Source organism: Flavobacterium flavigenum, from assembly GCF_027111255.2.
Classification (GTDB): Bacteria; Bacteroidota; Bacteroidia; order Flavobacteriales; family Flavobacteriaceae; genus Flavobacterium; species Flavobacterium flavigenum.
This window is the reverse complement of the sequence record NZ_CP114285.2, coordinates 2366589-2382804: the sequence shown is the minus strand read 5'-3', so window position 1 is coordinate 2382804 and position 16216 is coordinate 2366589. Positions and strand designations below refer to the sequence as shown.

The following is a 16216-nucleotide window of genomic DNA, read 5'->3' as shown; positions in this document are numbered from 1 at the left end:
TTATATAACTTATATGGTTTGAAAAATGAATAATAATATGTTTTAATACTCATTTGTATGCGTAAATATTTTCTTTGGCTTGCTCCAATATTTTTTATTACAGCTGGTTTCGGATGGTTTCAGCAAATTGATATGCTATGGAAAATCGGATTGATTTTAGGTTTTTCAAGTATTGCTATTGGAGCAGGACATGTGAAAATAATAAGCGGTTACCAATATACTTTCTGGATTATTACTGCAGTCTGCGCCGGATTGATTTATCCCGATTTTTTCCTGCATGTAGGCAGTTTCGATATGCGAAACAAATGGCTCATTCTGATTATCATTCAGCTGGTGATGTTCGGAATGGGAACGCAAATGAGCATCGAGGATTTTACCGGTATCCGAAAATCAGGCAAAGGAGTTTTAATTGGCTTACTTGGTCATTTTACAATCATGCCGGTTATGGGTTTTATAATTGCCAAAACATTTGGATTTGAACCTGAAATCGCTGCAGGAATTATACTGATAGGTTCGTGCAGCAGCGGATTAGCTTCGAACGTGATGACGTATATTGCCAAGGGAAATCTTGTTTTGTCTGTAACCGTAACAGCAATGTCCACTTTGGCAGCACCAATCATGACACCGTTTTTGATGAAAATATTTGCAGGGACTTTAGTAGAAGTACATTTTTTCAATATGATGATGGAAATTATCAAAATTGTGCTTATTCCTTTGGCAGCAGCCATGATTCACGATATCCTGAAAAACTATGGAGCCGTCGCAAAAAGGAGGATCTATGTTTTAACTATAATTTCGGCGATTTGGCTGGTTGCTGTTATCTTCCTTCAGGGTTCATTTGCTGTAGTCGAAGACACACGACTAGCTCATATTTTAGAAATCGTAAACTTCAGCTGCGGTGCTTTTATCGTGGGAGTATTGTATCATTTATTGTACAAGATATATCCAAAAATTGATGCAATTATGCCGTATTTTTCAATGTTTGGAATCATCTATTTTACGTTGGTAACGACTGCTGCAGGAAGGGATAATCTTATTCAGATTGGATTTTTGCTTTTCCTTGCTTCAGTTCTGCACAATGGAGCGGGTTACTTTTTCGGGTATTGGCTCAGCAGATTAAGCGGTCTCGACAAAAAAAGCAGCCAGACAATCGCTTTCGAAGTCGGTCTTCAAAACGGCGGAATGGCATCCGGACTTGCCGGCTCCATGGGCAAATTAGCAACAGTTGGCCTGGCGTCAGCAGTATTCAGTCCCTGGATGAATGTTTCCGGCTCGCTATTGGCTAACTACTGGCGAAAAATAGGCAATCCCGAAGATGAAACTACTCCAGATACACATTAGAAAATCAAAAGCGCTATTTGAGATGGCGTTTTTTAAATTCATTTTTATAATTTGGGCATAACCACAAGGGTCGGGCTGTACATTATATCTTTTGTTTCCTAAAGAAGGAAACAAAAGGATGCCATTTCCATCCCTTATGCAGATTGGTTTTCAGGAGAAAATTTGGGTTGAAATAAAATTTATAATTTTAATAAAATAAAAACATCTTCTGGATGTAGATATAGAGTTGAGTGTTGTTATTGTTATTTCTAAATATTATGCTTTGTAAGTTTTTAACAGATAATTTGCAAAAATAACGCAACTAAATACTTTGATTACCATCTATCTATGTGAACCATAACCTCACAATTATGAAAACCAAAATTTACTCTATTGCACTAATACTAATTAGCTGTTTACTATTTTCCTGCTCATCAGAAGATGAATTGAACTATCAGAATGATTTCCAAAAAAGCCAAAAAACCTGGCTGGATTTCAAAGCATCGTCAAATAACTCCTATAAGTATATAGTCGCGGAAGGTAGTGTTTTTCTGGATTATAGCTGGGAAACTACAATAACTGTATCAAACGGAAAAGTAATCCGGCGCCATTTTAAATATATCGGAAATACTGGAAATATTCCGGATACTATCCCATTAGAATGGACTGAAGAAGAAAATCAAATAAACAGTCATGAAAATTCAGGTGCTGCAGAGGCTTTGACATTAGACCAAATCTATAACAAGGCAGAAAAGGAATGGCTTGTTAAACAGAAAGATGTTGCAGTATATTTTGAATCAAAAAATAATGGACTGATTTCTACTTGTGGGTATGTGCCAAAAGGATGCATGGATGATTGCTTTTTTGGAATAAGAATAAAAAGTATACAGTCCTTAAACCTGGATAATTAAACAAATTCGATGAAAAAAATTAGTATTGCCCTGTTTGGAATTTTAGCCCTGATTTTAACAGCATGCAGTGGTTCAGACACCTATCGCGGTTCCTGGAAAGCAACAGATGCCAAAGGTGAAAAATTTGAATTGTTCTTTAATGCAAAAGATTTTACGGTTAGGAAAAGTTCCGGCAAAAAAGAAAAATTTGAGTACAGTCAGAATTCTGTACAAATTGAAAACTCAGTTTCAACTTACGGAATCCAATTGTCTGACGGAAGAAGATACCAGATTAATTTCCCTAAATCAGATGATGAAAGTGTAGGTCTCATCAGGGATGAAAATGGAACTCCCTTATATGTGATAAGCAGAAAAAATTATCTGAAGTATGAAGATATTTTTAAGTTTAATTAAAGCTTAGTTGTTCTTTAAAAAAAGATCTTGCTTATTGTTTTTATTGTAAATAGTTGATTTTAAATATTTTGGATTTGTTTTTTTTGTAACTTGTTTGCTGTTTAACCTATAAATCTAAAATCATGAAAAAATCTAACCTATTTATTTATGGTATTGTATTATTAACCGTATTAATGGTTTCATGTAACGGGCGTAATAAACTGGTGAACTCCTGGAAAATTACCGCAGTAGAAGCAAAGATGCCACTCTCGGATTCTGCAAAAACTGAAATTCTGGCTAATGGAAAGTTAACCTTCACAAAGGATGGTCACGTGACAGGTTTTTTACAGAGGGAAATAACAGACGGGACTTATGCTTTAACAAAAGGAGGAAAGAGCCTGGTTATCAAAGATGAAACGGGAACACCTTATCCATGTGAAAGCACAATTACAGGCGATAAGCTCATATTAGAAAATAAAGAAATGAAAATAACGCTCGATAAGATCTAAAGAACGAAATGTAAATCTTAAAATAAAACCTCCTAAATCAATGACTTAGGAGGTTTTGTAATTTATGCACTTTATAAAATATTATTTTAAGTAATAGTATTAATCCCATTGACTGCTTTTTGAAACCGCAATGTTACCGGCTCCTGTAAAGAATAAAGTCAGGGCACCAAATAAATACAGGCCAAGTAATTCTAAAGCCCATCCTCCGTGTTCTCCCATAGAAAATATTTCAGAACTGTGGGCGATCAAAATGGCAACCAAACAATTGAAAGCATATATTGCAGCTGCAATTCTGGTTCTGAAACCAATTAAAATAGCAATAGGCGCCAGTATTTCTCCTACCAATACACCATATGCAATAAAATCAGGAATGCCTTTTTCAGCAAGCATCGATTTAATGAATTCTAAACTTCCGCCAAATTTCGAGATACCATGAAGGAACATTAAAACACTAACTGTGATACGGAGTATCAATAATCCTAAATCGTTGTTTTTTCTCATATTTTTTTACTCATTAGATTGTTAATAGAATCAAATATATCGAATTTGTCCTTATGATGACAGCATGATTTAAAAATAAAAGTTTTATCTTGGGGAAAATAAAAAATGGGATTAGATAATACAATTGAATATTAAAAACATACGAAATGAAACAATTACTTCAGTGGACAACCATCATTCCAATATTAGCGTGGATTCTTTTTTTTAGCGGACTTGTTGACGGAAGCAGCTTTTTTCAAATTGTAGCAAGTATTTTGCTTATTCTTAGTGTTATGTCTGCAGTACATCATTCTGAAATAATAGCGGAAAGAGTGGGAGAGCCTTATGGAACTATTATTTTAGCCATTTCCATAACAGTTATTGAAGTATCCATTATTGTTTCTTTAATGTTGTCTGAAGGATCGGAAGCGGCTTCTCTCGCAAGAGATACTGTCTATGCCGCGACAATGCTCATTCTTAACGGGATCATTGGATTATGCCTTCTTATTGGCGGTCTTAAGCATTATGAACAAAATTTTTCAACCTCTTCTGTAACCATTGGTTTGGTTTCGCTGGTATCTATTATTGTATTTACATTAGTTTTTCCAACATTTACAGAAAGTGTTCATGGATCTTATTATTCCGTGCCGCAGCTTGTTTTTGCATCGGTGGCCTGCCTGGTTATTTATGGGTCTTTTTTATTTGCGCAAACGACAAGATACAGGCAGTATTTCCTGACTATTGGAGATGATGAAAATGAAAACATAGCTGAGCCAGTGGTAATCAATAACAAAACGTTTTACATAAGTCTTGTTTTTCTTTTAGTAAGCTTAGGGATCGTGGTGTTATTAGCAAAAACATTATCCCCTACAATTGAAAGTATTATTGTGAGCTATAGCCTGCCAAAAGCATTGGTAGGAGTTGTTATTGCCGCCATAATTTTGCTTCCCGAGGCAATTGCAGCAATTATAGCAGCAAGAAAAAACAGGCTGCAAACGAGTTTAAACTTAGCTTTGGGCTCTGCTTTAGCCAGTATAGGATTAACAATTCCAAGTGTAGCAGCAGTTTGCATTATGATGGATATGCCAATTATTCTCGGGCTTGATATCAAATCTATTGTTTTGCTGGCATTGTCGGTATTTACTGTAATGTTGTCATTGAGTAAAGGAAAGTCGAATATTGTTTATGGAGTAGTACTTCTGGTAAATTTATTTGCTTTTATATTTTTGATGATATATCCGTGATGATAGAAAATTAGAAAGTCTTTTTTTAAAGTATTGTTTAATGAATTTTGCAACGCAAATCATTTGAATTTCTATGCAATAAGTAATTTATTTTTGTAGTAAAATTAATTATATATTAGCAGATAGAAAAATACATAATATTGATGAATGCAATACTTTGGGAAGAAGTTTTAAAGTTTGAATTAGATAATCCCAACGACGAATATGGGTTTTTGACTAGACTCGCATTTGAAAATAAATGGACAATTTATTTTGCGAAAAAAGCCATTATTGAATATAAAAAATTCATGTATCTCGCCGCTGTTGCCAATGAAATGGTTTCGCCATCAGAAATTGTAGATATTGTCTGGCACCAGCACTTAATTTTTACCACTTCCTATTCTGATTTCTGTTCTCTTTTGTCTAAAAGAATTGAACATATTCCGTCAACTCATAACCGATCAGAGGCAGAAAAATTCCATAAGGCTGAAGAAAGAACAAAGGAATTGTATGAAGGGAATTTCGGAAAGCAGCCAAAAGAAATCTGGGGATATTCAAATGAACTCGACTCTTTTAATCTGGACGAAGCCAGAATTGAAATTGGCACACTTAAAAAGGTGTTTTTAGGATTATTCGTAATTCTTGTTTTTCCGGTTTATTACTTTGTCAAACCTGTTTTAATACAAATCGGGAATCCTGATTTTTTGATCTTTTATACTTTATTGTTTGTGTTGGTAATTGGTTTCTTAATGCGTTTTGTAAAAACAGCTTTCGATTCATTTTATGAGAATATAAAATCGAATCCAATTTTAGTAAATCTTACCCCTTTTGAACTTGTTTTTCTTCAAAATAATAAGTTGCAATTTGTTATTCATGGCGTTGTAAATAATTTAATCATGAATAAAAAAATTGAGGTTTTAGGAAATAACAGATTAAATCTAATTGATGAAAATTTAACCGATGATAAATACGAAAATTGTGTTATTGAGATCATGAAAGAATACGAACCAATGTATTATCCTCAATTGTTTAAAATAATAGCACAAAAACCAATATTTGAACAAATTGAAAAAGCAGTAGTCAGAATCAGACAAAAAATGACTAATTCTAAACAATTTAGTAAGGTCATACAAATTGCGATGCTTATTATTGGATTCGTTTTAAGTATTGGTTTTAGCAGACTTATTTCCGGAATTTCAATGGATAAGCCAGTAACTTTTCTCGTTTTTGTACTTTTTGCTGTCTTAATAATCTCCAATTTTTATTTAAATAAAATAATAAATTACCTGTTTACCAACACAATTCCGCAATCTTTCAAAGAGGATAAAATAAATACTCAGGCAGAAAAAGACTGGCAATGGAATTATTTTCTTTACGGCAATATAATATTAGCGAGTTCTTTTGTTCCGTTAACAGGGTATGTGGACAGAAATTCAGGCTCTGATGGAGGATCATCCTGTGGGACTTCATGTGGGAGCTCCTGCGGCAGTTCGTGTGGTAGTTCTTGCGGAGGTTGTGGCGGGGATTAATTTGGGTATGAAATCAGACTAACAAAAAATAAACAAGAAGTCTCTCATGATGAAAATAGTAATAAAAATTATTGGTAATGGATTATTTTACGGAATTGCTATTTTTATACTTTGTTTTTGTATAGGATATTTTAATGGGAATATGCCCTTGAAAAATATTCTTGGGATTTCGACACCTATAGCACTTTTTGCATTAATTATAAATGGTGTCATGTATACAAGATTTACAAAATCAATAAAGATTTTGGAAAGGATTACGATAAAAATAGAGGACTTTGAAAGTTTTATTATAGAAGCACCTGCAAACCACTTAATAGGGGGTGATATAGTTTCGGGGAAATTATGCTTAACTGATAAGAGATTAATATTTAAGACACATCAGGGGCAAGAGTTTATTTGGGAAAAATCCGAATTACATACAATGGTTTTCTATCCATCCTTAAAAAACAAGGGTGGAGAATTTACGGTTGAAAATGAAGCTGGCAGGAAATTAATGTTTGAAGTTGATCATCTTAAATTATGGAAGAATATATTGTTGGGAAATTAAATAGAATTTAAAAAAAAACATGAGGATAAAATTGCTTGTTTATTTAATGTTTTGTGCAATGTTTAGTTTTGGACAGCGTTTGAATACCATTAAAAAAATTAATTGTATAGTAAGTGATTGGGACAAGATAATTATTCAAGATCTTCATTTTGGTTGGTCACACTTCGAAAATAACTTTCAAATTAATAAGCAAAATTTTTCTCTAACACCTTTAGGGAGAACGGATTCAATAATCAAAAAGATTGATCCTGTATTAGTTTGTGAAATAGTTGAATTGATTCGAAAGACAAATGATTCGACTTCTTTTCAAAAACCTTTGCTTTCTTTTGGTCGTGATTCTTTGTGGTTGATTAAAAATGCAGAAAATCTTTGGAAAGAATATACTAAGAGGGAAAAGACTTTAAAAGAAATAGATTCTATTGCAATCAATACAATCAAAGACTATAAAAAAGCAAATCTGGCAGCATCATCTCTTGAGGGGGCAAAAGGAACAGATGATTATCCATTGATTATCATTAGTGTAATAAAGGAAAAGGATACACTATCAGCATATACAATTGGACAATATCCTTATATGTTACCATGGAACATACGGAACAGAAAAGTCTATGACTCGAAAATTTCTGAGTTAATTGCCGAAATACTGCCAGATAAAATTCCAACTAACAAAGAACGGCTAAATGGGGGGAACTTTAACAATGCATTTATTGCAGGAATTTATAGAGCTTTTCTTGGTGATAAAATCAATTATTTAGAGGCGAGAAATAAATTTCCAAGAACTTTCAGGGTCTTAAAAAAGGAATTTGAAATCACTAAAGCCGAAATTATGGATATGTCCTCAATTGAATGGGGTGGAGATTATGGTCGTGTTTGTCTCGAAATGTATTTACGGGATTTAAAAATCTCAGAGAATATTCAATTTAATACAATTTCAGGAGTAAATGAATTATTAAGTTCTAAAAGGTCAATAATTTATAAAAAGGATTATTTAATAAATTTATTAAAGCATAATCCTGTGTACAAGTATACTTTAAACTGCGATACTTGTTTGGGAGAAATACATTGGGTTAAATCTAAATCTGTAAGTAAGAAAGCAAAGAACAACTTTAAAAGAGATTTAGAGAAAAACGGAATTGATAAAAACAAATACGACTCACAGTATAAGGATGCAATTTTCTTTGAATTAACCGAAAATAGAGACTCGGAACAAAAAAGCTTTTCACGCTGGATTTTTCTTAAGGATGGAACAATAGTACTTTGGCAATTAAGAGGAAGTTTTTTAATGAATTTTTCAAAAGATTTTATGGAAGAGCAAGGTTATATATGTAAAGAAATAAAATTCTAAATCGAGATAATGCTTCTGCAGAATCTTTTAATGCAAAAATTAAAGCATTTAGAGGAGTAAGAAATATAAAATTCTTCGTTTTTAGACTAACTAATATTTATGCTTAAATTTTATCGCTCCACAGGTTTTGGTCTTGATCCGTTTTGATCCGATATTGAATTGTACGAATCGGTATGCAATAACATAAAAAAACTCCTTAATTTCTTAAGGAGTTTCTTGGTGGGCGATGAGGGGTTCGAACCCCCGACCCCCTCGGTGTAAACGAGGTGCTCTGAACCAGCTGAGCTAATCGCCCTATTTTACTAGGTTGCTATCATTTCGTGATTGCGAGTGCAAATATACAGTACTTTTTGAGTTCTGCAAACAAAATCAACTAAAAAATATAACTTTTTTTGAAAATAGATTTTATCTCCTTGTTTATGAATTTGTTATTAAAAGTGTTTTCTGGAACTTATTAGACAGAAAAGAACAGTTTTTAACTCAAAGGCAGTTCTGCCACTACAAAAGTGCTTCCGCCAGCGTAGATAAAATCATTCTCAACAGCATTTTTCTTTGCTTCCGTGAAAGCGATCTCAACCGAATCGTATTTTTCGCCTTCTAAACCAAATTTTTCAGCTGCATTTTTTAAGGTTTCAGCAGGTAAACCTCTTGATGAATCTGGACTGCAGAAATAATATTGCGCCTCTTTTGGAAATAAAGGGAGAATAGCATCTAAGTCTTTATCATTCACAACACCCAAAACAATATACAGTTTCTCATACTTTTCATTTTGAAGCTGCTTCATTACAACAGTCAGTCCATGCTTGTTATGCGCCGTGTCACAGATGATTTTTGGATTTTCACCCAGTTGCTGCCATCTTCCCTGCAAACCGGTGTTTTTGACAACATGTAATAAACCTTCTTTTAATTGGTCAGTCGAAATTTTAAAATCAGTTTGGTTATTTAAAATTGCAATCGTCTGCTGAACCGTCTTTTTATTGTGAAACTGATAATCACCAATTAAGTCAGACAAATAAATCTGATCAATCAAATCGGATGCAAAAGAAATCGGCGCATTGTTCTCTTCGGCTTTAGCTAAAAAAACAGGCTGTGTTTCCGGAGTATATTCGCCAATAACAACCGGAATATTCGGTTTGATAATTCCGGCTTTTTCTCCCGCAATAGCTTCCAGCGTATTTCCTAAAAACTGGGTATGATCTAAACCAATATTGGTAATTACCGAAACGAGAGGTGTAATGATGTTTGTAGCATCCAGTCTTCCGCCCAGCCCAACTTCGATAATGGCAATATCAACTTTTTCAGAATCAAAATAGTCAAAAGCCAGCCCAACCGTCATTTCGAAAAAACTCATATCGTTTGCTTCAAAGAAATCTTTATGTTTTGCAATGAATTCAATAACAAAATCTTCCGAGATTTCCTTTCCGTTTATTTTGATCCTTTCCCTGAAATCTTTCAAATGTGGTGAAGTGTACAAGCCAACTTTATATCCTGCTTCCTGCAAAACTGAAGACAGCATGTGCGAAGTAGAACCTTTACCATTCGTACCCGCGACGTGAATGCATTTTAACCTGTTTTGCGGATTGCCCAAATGTGTCGCCAGTAGTCTGATATTGGTTAAGTCTTCTTTGTACGCCGAAGCTCCCTGAAGCTGATACATGGGCAATTGGTTAAACATCCAATTTATAGTTTCCTGATAGTTCATTTTCGAATAAAATAGCGGTTAATTGAAATAATTTTCGATTTTATTAGTTTAATAGTAGAGTGAAAATTATCTTTATTGCAAATTTCAAATATTTTTTAGAATTAATTATTATAAACCAGGATTAATATATGTTTAGCTTCATTCAATTACAAACAGATACCATCGCAAACGCCGCATCTAACGTAGTTATCGAACAAGTTGCACCCAATACCGAAATTTCAGTTTTAGGATTTATTTTAAAAGGAGGTGTATTCCTGATTCCAATTGCAATTTTATTGTTTTACACCATTTACGTTATCATAGAGCGTTATTTATACATTTCAAAAGCATCAAAAATAGACAATCGTTTAATGCAGGATGTGGGAGATAAACTGCATGCAGGAAACATAGAACTTGCAAGGTCAATTGTAGAAAGAAGCAATACAGCATCCGGAAATATTTTAAAAGAAGGCGTTTTGGTAATCGGTCGTCCAATTGCGGAAATCGAATCCAATATGGATCGTGCTGCCGATATTGAAATAGGCGAAATGGAAAGCCGTTTAGGACATCTTGGTCTTATTGCCGGTATTGCACCAACACTCGGATTTGTGGGGACAATTTCGGGAGTAATCAAGATTTTTTACAGCATTTCGGTAACAGAAAACATTAGTATCGGAAACATTTCCGGTGGATTATACGAAAAAATGATCAGTAGTGGGGCAGGACTTATTGTGGGTATTATAGCTTATAGTGGGTACCATATCCTGAATGGTAAAATTGATGATTTTGCCCTGAAAATCCAGAAACAAATATTAGAATTTGTCAATATTATTCAAAGAGCATAAGCCATGTCAATCAAGAGAAAAAGAAGATTTCATGCTGAGGTGGCGACATCGTCGTTAAGTGATATTATGTTTTTCCTGCTGTTGTTTTTCCTGATTATATCAACGCTTGCAAATCCGAATGTGATTAAAATGACACTGCCGAAAGCAAAATCAAACGAAAAAACCAATAAACAGCTCATCAGTTTATCGGTTACTGAGGATAAAAAATTCTATATCGACAAGCAGCCTGTTGCTTTTGAAGAATTAGAAACCAGCCTGATGTCTAAAATTGGAGACAATAAGGAGCAAACCGTTGTAGTTCGTATTCCGTTTAACCTGCAGGTTCAGGATCTGGTAGATGTACTACAGATAGGAGTGAGAAACAATCTGAAATTTGTAATTGCGACGAGTCCGAAGTAAAGAATTATTTGGGCGTGACCACAATATAAAAATGGGCCAATCAACATAACGTTGATATGCCCATTTTTTTATTGCGGTCGGGCTATTCGCACTACTTCGGTAGTTTGCTACTATCCCTCACGCGGGAAAACACCACAATCTTGTCATTACGAGGAACGAGGAAACTCCGCAAAGTACATCCGAAAATCTTCGGAAAAACTCACAATCTTGTCATTTCGACGGAGGAGAAATGACAGAAGAAACTTCGCAAAGTAAATCTCCAAACTTTGTCGAACTACGAGTGTGATTTCTCCTCCGTCGAAATGACAAAAAATAAATAAAGGGCTTTCTGAAATTTTCAAAAAGCCCTCTTTATGTGTTAATCCGTGAAATCCGTGTTCTAATTCAAACTAAAATTATAAATAATCTTACCCACTTGTTTTGCAGGAGCATTACTGTCAGCATCCCATTTGGTGTTCATCGCAGCAATTTTCGCCTGATCTAATAAACATCTGGCTAAGTTGGTTGTTCCTTTTATTCCCGGTGTAGCACTTATTGTTCTTCCACTTTGATCTACCGTAACTTCAACGACTACTTTTCCTGCCTCATCACAAGTATATTTTGGTGCCGGTTTTGATAATGCTTTTCGGTTTCCTAAAGAATATCCCGATCCTCCGCCAGAACCTCCTCCGCTTCCTGCACCGTAACCGCTTCCTGTGCCAATACCATTTCCGGTTCCGTTGCCTCCGCCCGTTCCTCCACCGGAGCCACCGCTTCCATAATAACCGCCAGAACTTAGGCTTCCGTTTGCTTTTCCTTTGTTTCCTGCTACTTTATCATCGCCGTCCCCGCCTTTGTTTGAACCTTTTAAAATGCTGGATAAGGCATCATTGGTAGAATTCGATACTTTAGGTTTTTCAGGAACAGGTTTTGTAACGGGTTTTTCTACCGGAACAGGTTTTTTAGGCTTTTCTTTTGTCGGAATGACAACATCGTTAGCTGCGGTTGTGTTTTCCTGAGTAATGATGGCTTCTTCTTCAGGAGTGGCTTTTGCAGGTGCTTGTTTTACATTGTTTTTTACATCCAGAACCTCACTTTTATAGTTAGCACCAGAACCCAAATCACTGTCACCAAAATTCACTGTGACACCACCGCCACCACCGCCTTCGGCCAGTGCTGCATTATTTTCAGGATTATAAGGTGGCCAGAAACGTATAAAAAACAACAGCAATAACAGCAAACCATAAATTGCAGTAGAGATTAATAGTGATTTCTTTTTATCTGAAGAATCCGTAGAAGTCATTTTGATTCTGAATTTTGTAATTGTATTTAATAAAAACGTCTAAAAGTACTAAAAATTGTTTATAATTAAGGGGAGGAATTTGATCGTAAAATTTAATAGAGAGATAAAATTTATTTCTCTCGCAGATTTGGCAGATAGAGGGGATTTATATTTGTAGAATCAAAAGATTAAATCTGCTCAATCTGCCAAATCTGCGGGAAACAAAAAACGAATCAAATAAAATTTATCTGATTCGTTTTGAGAAAAGTATAAAAAATTATACTAATTGTTTCAGCGCAATTTCAAAAGCTGTTGCACTAATATTGGTTTTTGAAGGATTTAAAGCATGAGCTTTTACAATCGCATTTTTAATAATTTCTGAAGTATCATTAAAAATGGCCTCATCTGTCATCTGAACTTTTTTCTCCATGAAATAAGCAAAAACCCTCGCCATTCCGCAATTCGAAATAAAATCAGGAATCAGACTTACTTTATGATCTACTTCTTCCATGATCGATCCGAAGAAAATTTCCTTATCTGCAAAAGGAACATTTGCTCCGCATGAAATCACCTCAAGGCCATTTGCGATTAAATTTTCTATTTGAGCCTGAGTTACCAGTCTGGAAGCTGCACAAGGAGTGAAGATTTCAGCACCAATCGTCCAGATTTTTGAGTTGATTTCCTCAAACGGAATCATATTATTGGCTACTAATTTGTTTCCGTCTTTATTTAAAAACAAAGTTCTGATTTCTTCAAAAGAAAAACCCTCTTCTTTGATTAATCCTCCGTCACGGTCAATGATGCCAATAACTTTCGCGCCCATTTCTGCCAGATAAAAAGCAGCAGCAGAACCCACATTGCCAAAACCCTGAACTATTGCTTTTTTACCTTTTATATCGCCGCCGTACGTTGCATAAAAATGGCGAACAGCCTCAGCAACACCAAAGCCGGTAATCATATCAGCGACAGTATATTTTCTGGTTACATCAGGAGAGAACTTAGGATTTTCAATCACTTTTATAACGCCCTGACGCAATTGACCAATGCGGTTGATCTTGTCAGCTTCTGTTGGTTTAAAATGTCCGTTAAAAACGCCTTCCTGCGGATGCCACACGCCACATTCTTCTGTCATTGGTATTACTTCATGAATTTCATCAACATTCAAATCGCCTCCGGTTCCGTAATAGCTTTTTAATAAAGGCGAAACGGCTTTGTACCAACGTTGTAATACGCCTTTTTTACGCGGATCGTTCGGATCAAAATTAATTCCGGATTTAGCGCCTCCAATTGCAGGACCTGATACGGAGAATTTTACTTCCATTGTTTTTGCCAATGATAAAACCTCGTTCATGTCAAGGCCTTTTCTCATTCTGGTTCCGCCTCCGGCAGCTCCGCCGCGAAGTGAATTAATAACAGTCCAGCCTTCGGCTTCCGTTTCGGAATCTTTCCAGTTGAAAACAATTTCAGGTTCTTTATTTTCGAATTGTTGCAATAAATCTTTCATATTGTTGCGATATATTTATTTTGAGCAAATATATGAAAGGTTTTATGAGAAATATGCACTTTGATTTCTTTTTTAATTTACAAATGCAAGTCTTAAACATGCAATTGCTATTGTTTGGCTTTGTTGCATTTAAGAAAATAATTTTACTATCTTTTCAGAAACTTTAATCTTAAAAAACATGAAATTGAAAGTAATTATCTTAGCCATATTTGCTGTTTTGATTAGTTGTAAAAAACAGGATCCGGAAAATGATAACCATTCAGATTTAACTTTAAAAGAGTCATTCAAAAATGATTTTAGAATAGGAATGGCTGTAAATGAAGAGATATCATCCGGAAAGGATTTAGTGTCTCAAAATATTATTTTAAAGCAATTCAATTCTATTACTCCGGAAAATGTCATGAAAGCAGAAAGAATAAATCCGGAACCGGGAGTGTATAATTTTAAACCTGCAGATGACTTCGTGGCATTTGGACAAAAAAATAAAATGTTTATAGTGGGGCATACTTTAATATGGCACAATCAGACGCCTGAATGGTTTTTTCAGGATAAAAATGGTAACCCAAATACGAAGGAAGCGCAAATGGAACGAATGAGAATGCATATTCAGACTATTGCTGGCAGATATGCAGGAAAAGTACAAGCCTGGGATGTTGTAAATGAAGTGATGGACGAAAATGGCTCTTACCGTAAAACGAACTGGGTTAATAGTATTGGTAATGGTGATACATTAGTAAAGAATGCATTTAAATTTACAAGTAAATATGCGCCACACACAGAATTATATTACAACGATTTTAATGTTTGGAGGCCCACAAAAAGAGATGGTATTATGCGTATGGTGAGAATGCTGAAAAAAGAAGGTGTGAGAATTGACGGGATTGGTATTCAGGGGCATTGGGGACTTAATTATCCTAAAAAAGAATATATAGAAGCGGCAATAGATTCATTTGCTTCATTAGGGGTGAAAGTAATGATTACAGAATTAGACATTGACGTTTTGCCATTAACAAAACAAGGACAAATTATTGGAACCGGATTGTTACATCCTCAATATGAATTAGAAGAATTTAAAACTTTTTTAGATCCCTACCGTAAAGGCTTGCCAGAGGATATTCAGGTGCAATTGGCAAACAGATATGCGGAGTTATTTGAAATATTTTACAGAAAACGCGACAAAATTGATCGTGTTACTTTCTGGGGTCTGCATGACGGAATGTCCTGGAAAAATGATTACCCTATTGCAAACAGGACGAATTATCCATTACTATACGATCGTAATAAAAAACCAAAACCTGCTTTAAAAGCAATTTTAAATATAAAAAGGGATTAAAAAAAATATTGCTTTAGAACTGATTTTGCATTTGTTAAAGTTAGTTGATGTGAAAAATAATACTATTAAATGTATTTGAATCAATTATAAAAAAAGCCGAAAACAGTTTTTGTTTTCGGCTTATTATTTATGAAACTAAGGAAGTTTATTGTCCCAATAAGTTTTTCTTTAACGTTTCGTCAACAGGCTTATCAGACAGCCAGATTCCGAACAATGCTTTTTTGAAATCAAACCCGGGAATTTTTCCTTTTAATGATTCATTTTTGAAAACATTTATCGTTTGATCCAAAGGGCTATAAGCTAATATAAAAACATCTTTTTCTGTAATCTTATCACTTAAAAGTGTTTTCAGCTGCTCAATTCTTGGTCGTAATGCCACAAGCTTATCTGCAGCAGATTTTTCAAATCCTGTATCCATTGCTTTACCCAATTTGTTGGCTGAAACCATAGACGAAGTAATTTCGATTCTAATTGCCATTTCGGTATCGCTGTCCATAATAAATTGTGGATCCTGTGTTAATTGCGATAGGTACAAAGCCTGGACATATACTTCCATCCACATTTTTGATCTTCCGCCAGCTCCGTTAAGTTGCAAAGTTTTGTTCAAAACCTCAATTTTTCTTGGAACAGTAACGCCGTTTACATCAATGTGTGTTTGCGCAGTTACTGAGAACTGTATGCTTACAAAAAGCGTGAGTAATAGTAAAATCTTTTTCATAGTCTTTCTTAATAATTGTTTTTTTTAGTGTTTTTGTTTTTTGCAAAAGTACTGTTAATCTGCAAAAATTAGTCTTTTAAACGACAAGTTTTTTATGATATTGCAATTGATTTGAAAAATATATTGAATTAAAAATCAAATTAGTAAGAGTATTTTTATCGTCGATTTACAATGCAGCAGCTGTTGATGTGTGAAATCTATAAATGGTTAGTTTGTAATTTTTCCTATCTATAATTTTA

General features: G+C 34.5%; 16 protein-coding genes and 1 tRNA gene. 11 read left to right on the top strand and 6 right to left on the bottom strand.

All coding sequences use genetic code 11. The features are described from left to right. Nucleotides 1-57 precede the first annotated feature (57 nt). The 4 genes from OZP09_RS09750 (at nt 58) to OZP09_RS09735 (ending at nt 3112) form a co-directional block, all read left to right on the top strand. Nucleotides 58-1341 (top strand): bile acid:sodium symporter family protein, encoded by a 1284-nt coding sequence (locus tag OZP09_RS09750; RefSeq protein WP_269237604.1) that lies wholly within the window; start codon nt 58-60, stop codon nt 1339-1341. A gap of 350 nt (nt 1342-1691) precedes the next feature. Beyond that, entirely contained in the window at nt 1692-2231 is a 540-nt protein-coding gene (locus tag OZP09_RS09745) for a hypothetical protein (protein WP_269237603.1), read from the top strand. Between the two features lie 9 nt (nt 2232-2240). Next, nucleotides 2241-2624 carry a hypothetical protein gene (locus OZP09_RS09740; protein WP_269237602.1) on the top strand — a complete coding sequence of 128 codons (384 nt, stop codon included), beginning with the start codon at nt 2241-2243 and terminating at the stop codon, nt 2622-2624. A gap of 122 nt (nt 2625-2746) precedes the next feature. Continuing rightward, nucleotides 2747-3112, top strand: coding sequence for a hypothetical protein (locus OZP09_RS09735; protein ID WP_269237601.1), 366 nt, complete (start codon nt 2747-2749; stop codon nt 3110-3112). 99 nt (nt 3113-3211) lie between these two features. Here the strand turns inward: OZP09_RS09735 and OZP09_RS09730 are convergent, their stop codons facing one another. Continuing rightward, complete coding sequence (locus OZP09_RS09730) at nt 3212-3613, bottom strand: DoxX family protein (RefSeq protein WP_269237600.1); 402 nt, start codon at nt 3611-3613, stop codon at nt 3212-3214. A gap of 146 nt (nt 3614-3759) precedes the next feature. On the opposite strand from OZP09_RS09730, the gene OZP09_RS09725 reads away from it, so the two are divergent. From OZP09_RS09725 to OZP09_RS09710, 4 genes are all read left to right on the top strand, one after another. Then, nucleotides 3760-4836, top strand: a complete 1077-nt coding sequence (locus OZP09_RS09725) for a calcium:cation antiporter (protein ID WP_281310683.1) — start codon at nt 3760-3762, stop codon at nt 4834-4836. Between the two features lie 143 nt (nt 4837-4979). Continuing rightward, nucleotides 4980-6344 carry a hypothetical protein gene (locus OZP09_RS09720; protein ID WP_269237598.1) on the top strand — a complete coding sequence of 455 codons (1365 nt, stop codon included), beginning with the start codon at nt 4980-4982 and terminating at the stop codon, nt 6342-6344. Nucleotides 6345-6390: 46 nt separating this feature from the next. Beyond that, on the top strand, nt 6391-6891 hold the full coding sequence (locus tag OZP09_RS09715; RefSeq protein WP_269237597.1) for a hypothetical protein: 501 nt from the start codon (nt 6391-6393) through the stop codon (nt 6889-6891). Nucleotides 6892-6949: 58 nt separating this feature from the next. Continuing rightward, the gene (locus tag OZP09_RS09710) at nt 6950-8236 is read left to right on the top strand and encodes a hypothetical protein (protein WP_269237596.1); all 1287 of its coding nucleotides are present in this window, start codon (nt 6950-6952) and stop codon (nt 8234-8236) included. A gap of 217 nt (nt 8237-8453) precedes the next feature. Here the strand turns inward: OZP09_RS09710 and OZP09_RS09705 are convergent. After that, nucleotides 8454-8531: transfer RNA gene (locus tag OZP09_RS09705), tRNA-Val, on the bottom strand. A 180-nt stretch (nt 8532-8711) separates the two neighbouring features. After that, the gene (locus tag OZP09_RS09700) at nt 8712-9938 is read right to left on the bottom strand and encodes a bifunctional folylpolyglutamate synthase/dihydrofolate synthase (protein ID WP_269237595.1); all 1227 of its coding nucleotides are present in this window, start codon (nt 9936-9938) and stop codon (nt 8712-8714) included. A 128-nt stretch (nt 9939-10066) separates the two neighbouring features. Here OZP09_RS09700 and OZP09_RS09695 point away from each other — a divergent pair, with 128 nt between their 5' ends. Further along, entirely contained in the window at nt 10067-10762 is a 696-nt protein-coding gene (locus tag OZP09_RS09695) for a MotA/TolQ/ExbB proton channel family protein (protein ID WP_269237594.1), read from the top strand. Between the two features lie 3 nt (nt 10763-10765). Then, nucleotides 10766-11161, top strand: a complete 396-nt coding sequence (locus OZP09_RS09690) for an ExbD/TolR family protein (protein ID WP_269237593.1) — start codon at nt 10766-10768, stop codon at nt 11159-11161. Between the two features lie 379 nt (nt 11162-11540). Here the strand turns inward: OZP09_RS09690 and OZP09_RS09685 are convergent, their stop codons facing one another. Together OZP09_RS09685 and OZP09_RS09680 are read right to left on the bottom strand one after the other, a co-directional pair. Continuing rightward, the gene (locus OZP09_RS09685) at nt 11541-12443 is read right to left on the bottom strand and encodes an energy transducer TonB (RefSeq protein WP_269237592.1); all 903 of its coding nucleotides are present in this window, start codon (nt 12441-12443) and stop codon (nt 11541-11543) included. Between the two features lie 256 nt (nt 12444-12699). After that, nucleotides 12700-13926 (bottom strand): Glu/Leu/Phe/Val dehydrogenase dimerization domain-containing protein, encoded by a 1227-nt coding sequence (locus OZP09_RS09680; protein ID WP_269237591.1) that lies wholly within the window; start codon nt 13924-13926, stop codon nt 12700-12702. A gap of 178 nt (nt 13927-14104) precedes the next feature. On the opposite strand from OZP09_RS09680, the gene OZP09_RS09675 reads away from it, so the two are divergent. Then, nucleotides 14105-15259 (top strand): endo-1,4-beta-xylanase, encoded by a 1155-nt coding sequence (locus tag OZP09_RS09675; protein WP_281310682.1) that lies wholly within the window; start codon nt 14105-14107, stop codon nt 15257-15259. A gap of 145 nt (nt 15260-15404) precedes the next feature. Here the strand turns inward: OZP09_RS09675 and OZP09_RS09670 are convergent, their stop codons facing one another. Beyond that, nucleotides 15405-15977: a chalcone isomerase family protein gene (locus OZP09_RS09670; protein ID WP_281310681.1), complete on the bottom strand. Its 573-nt coding sequence runs from the start codon at nt 15975-15977 to the stop codon at nt 15405-15407. Between the last annotated feature and the right edge of the window lie 239 nt (nt 15978-16216).

What these genes read in the sequence shown, in the direction of transcription:
- OZP09_RS09735 (WP_269237601.1), top strand. Translation starts at nt 2,747, where the DNA reads ATGAAAAAATCTAACCTATTTATTTATGGTATTGTATTATTAACCGTA.
- OZP09_RS09750 (WP_269237604.1), top strand. Translation starts at nt 58, where the DNA reads ATGCGTAAATATTTTCTTTGGCTTGCTCCAATATTTTTTATTACAGCT.
- OZP09_RS09700 (WP_269237595.1), bottom strand. Translation starts at nt 9,938, where the DNA reads ATGAACTATCAGGAAACTATAAATTGGATGTTTAACCAATTGCCCATG.
- OZP09_RS09745 (WP_269237603.1), top strand. Translation starts at nt 1,692, where the DNA reads ATGAAAACCAAAATTTACTCTATTGCACTAATACTAATTAGCTGTTTA.
- OZP09_RS09690 (WP_269237593.1), top strand. Translation starts at nt 10,766, where the DNA reads ATGTCAATCAAGAGAAAAAGAAGATTTCATGCTGAGGTGGCGACATCG.
- OZP09_RS09695 (WP_269237594.1), top strand. Translation starts at nt 10,067, where the DNA reads ATGTTTAGCTTCATTCAATTACAAACAGATACCATCGCAAACGCCGCA.
- OZP09_RS09740 (WP_269237602.1), top strand. Translation starts at nt 2,241, where the DNA reads ATGAAAAAAATTAGTATTGCCCTGTTTGGAATTTTAGCCCTGATTTTA.
- OZP09_RS09725 (WP_281310683.1), top strand. Translation starts at nt 3,760, where the DNA reads ATGAAACAATTACTTCAGTGGACAACCATCATTCCAATATTAGCGTGG.
- OZP09_RS09720 (WP_269237598.1), top strand. Translation starts at nt 4,980, where the DNA reads ATGAATGCAATACTTTGGGAAGAAGTTTTAAAGTTTGAATTAGATAAT.
- OZP09_RS09675 (WP_281310682.1), top strand. Translation starts at nt 14,105, where the DNA reads ATGAAATTGAAAGTAATTATCTTAGCCATATTTGCTGTTTTGATTAGT.
- OZP09_RS09730 (WP_269237600.1), bottom strand. Translation starts at nt 3,613, where the DNA reads ATGAGAAAAAACAACGATTTAGGATTATTGATACTCCGTATCACAGTT.
- OZP09_RS09710 (WP_269237596.1), top strand. Translation starts at nt 6,950, where the DNA reads ATGTTTAGTTTTGGACAGCGTTTGAATACCATTAAAAAAATTAATTGT.
- OZP09_RS09685 (WP_269237592.1), bottom strand. Translation starts at nt 12,443, where the DNA reads ATGACTTCTACGGATTCTTCAGATAAAAAGAAATCACTATTAATCTCT.
- OZP09_RS09680 (WP_269237591.1), bottom strand. Translation starts at nt 13,926, where the DNA reads ATGAAAGATTTATTGCAACAATTCGAAAATAAAGAACCTGAAATTGTT.
- OZP09_RS09715 (WP_269237597.1), top strand. Translation starts at nt 6,391, where the DNA reads ATGATGAAAATAGTAATAAAAATTATTGGTAATGGATTATTTTACGGA.
- OZP09_RS09670 (WP_281310681.1), bottom strand. Translation starts at nt 15,977, where the DNA reads ATGAAAAAGATTTTACTATTACTCACGCTTTTTGTAAGCATACAGTTC.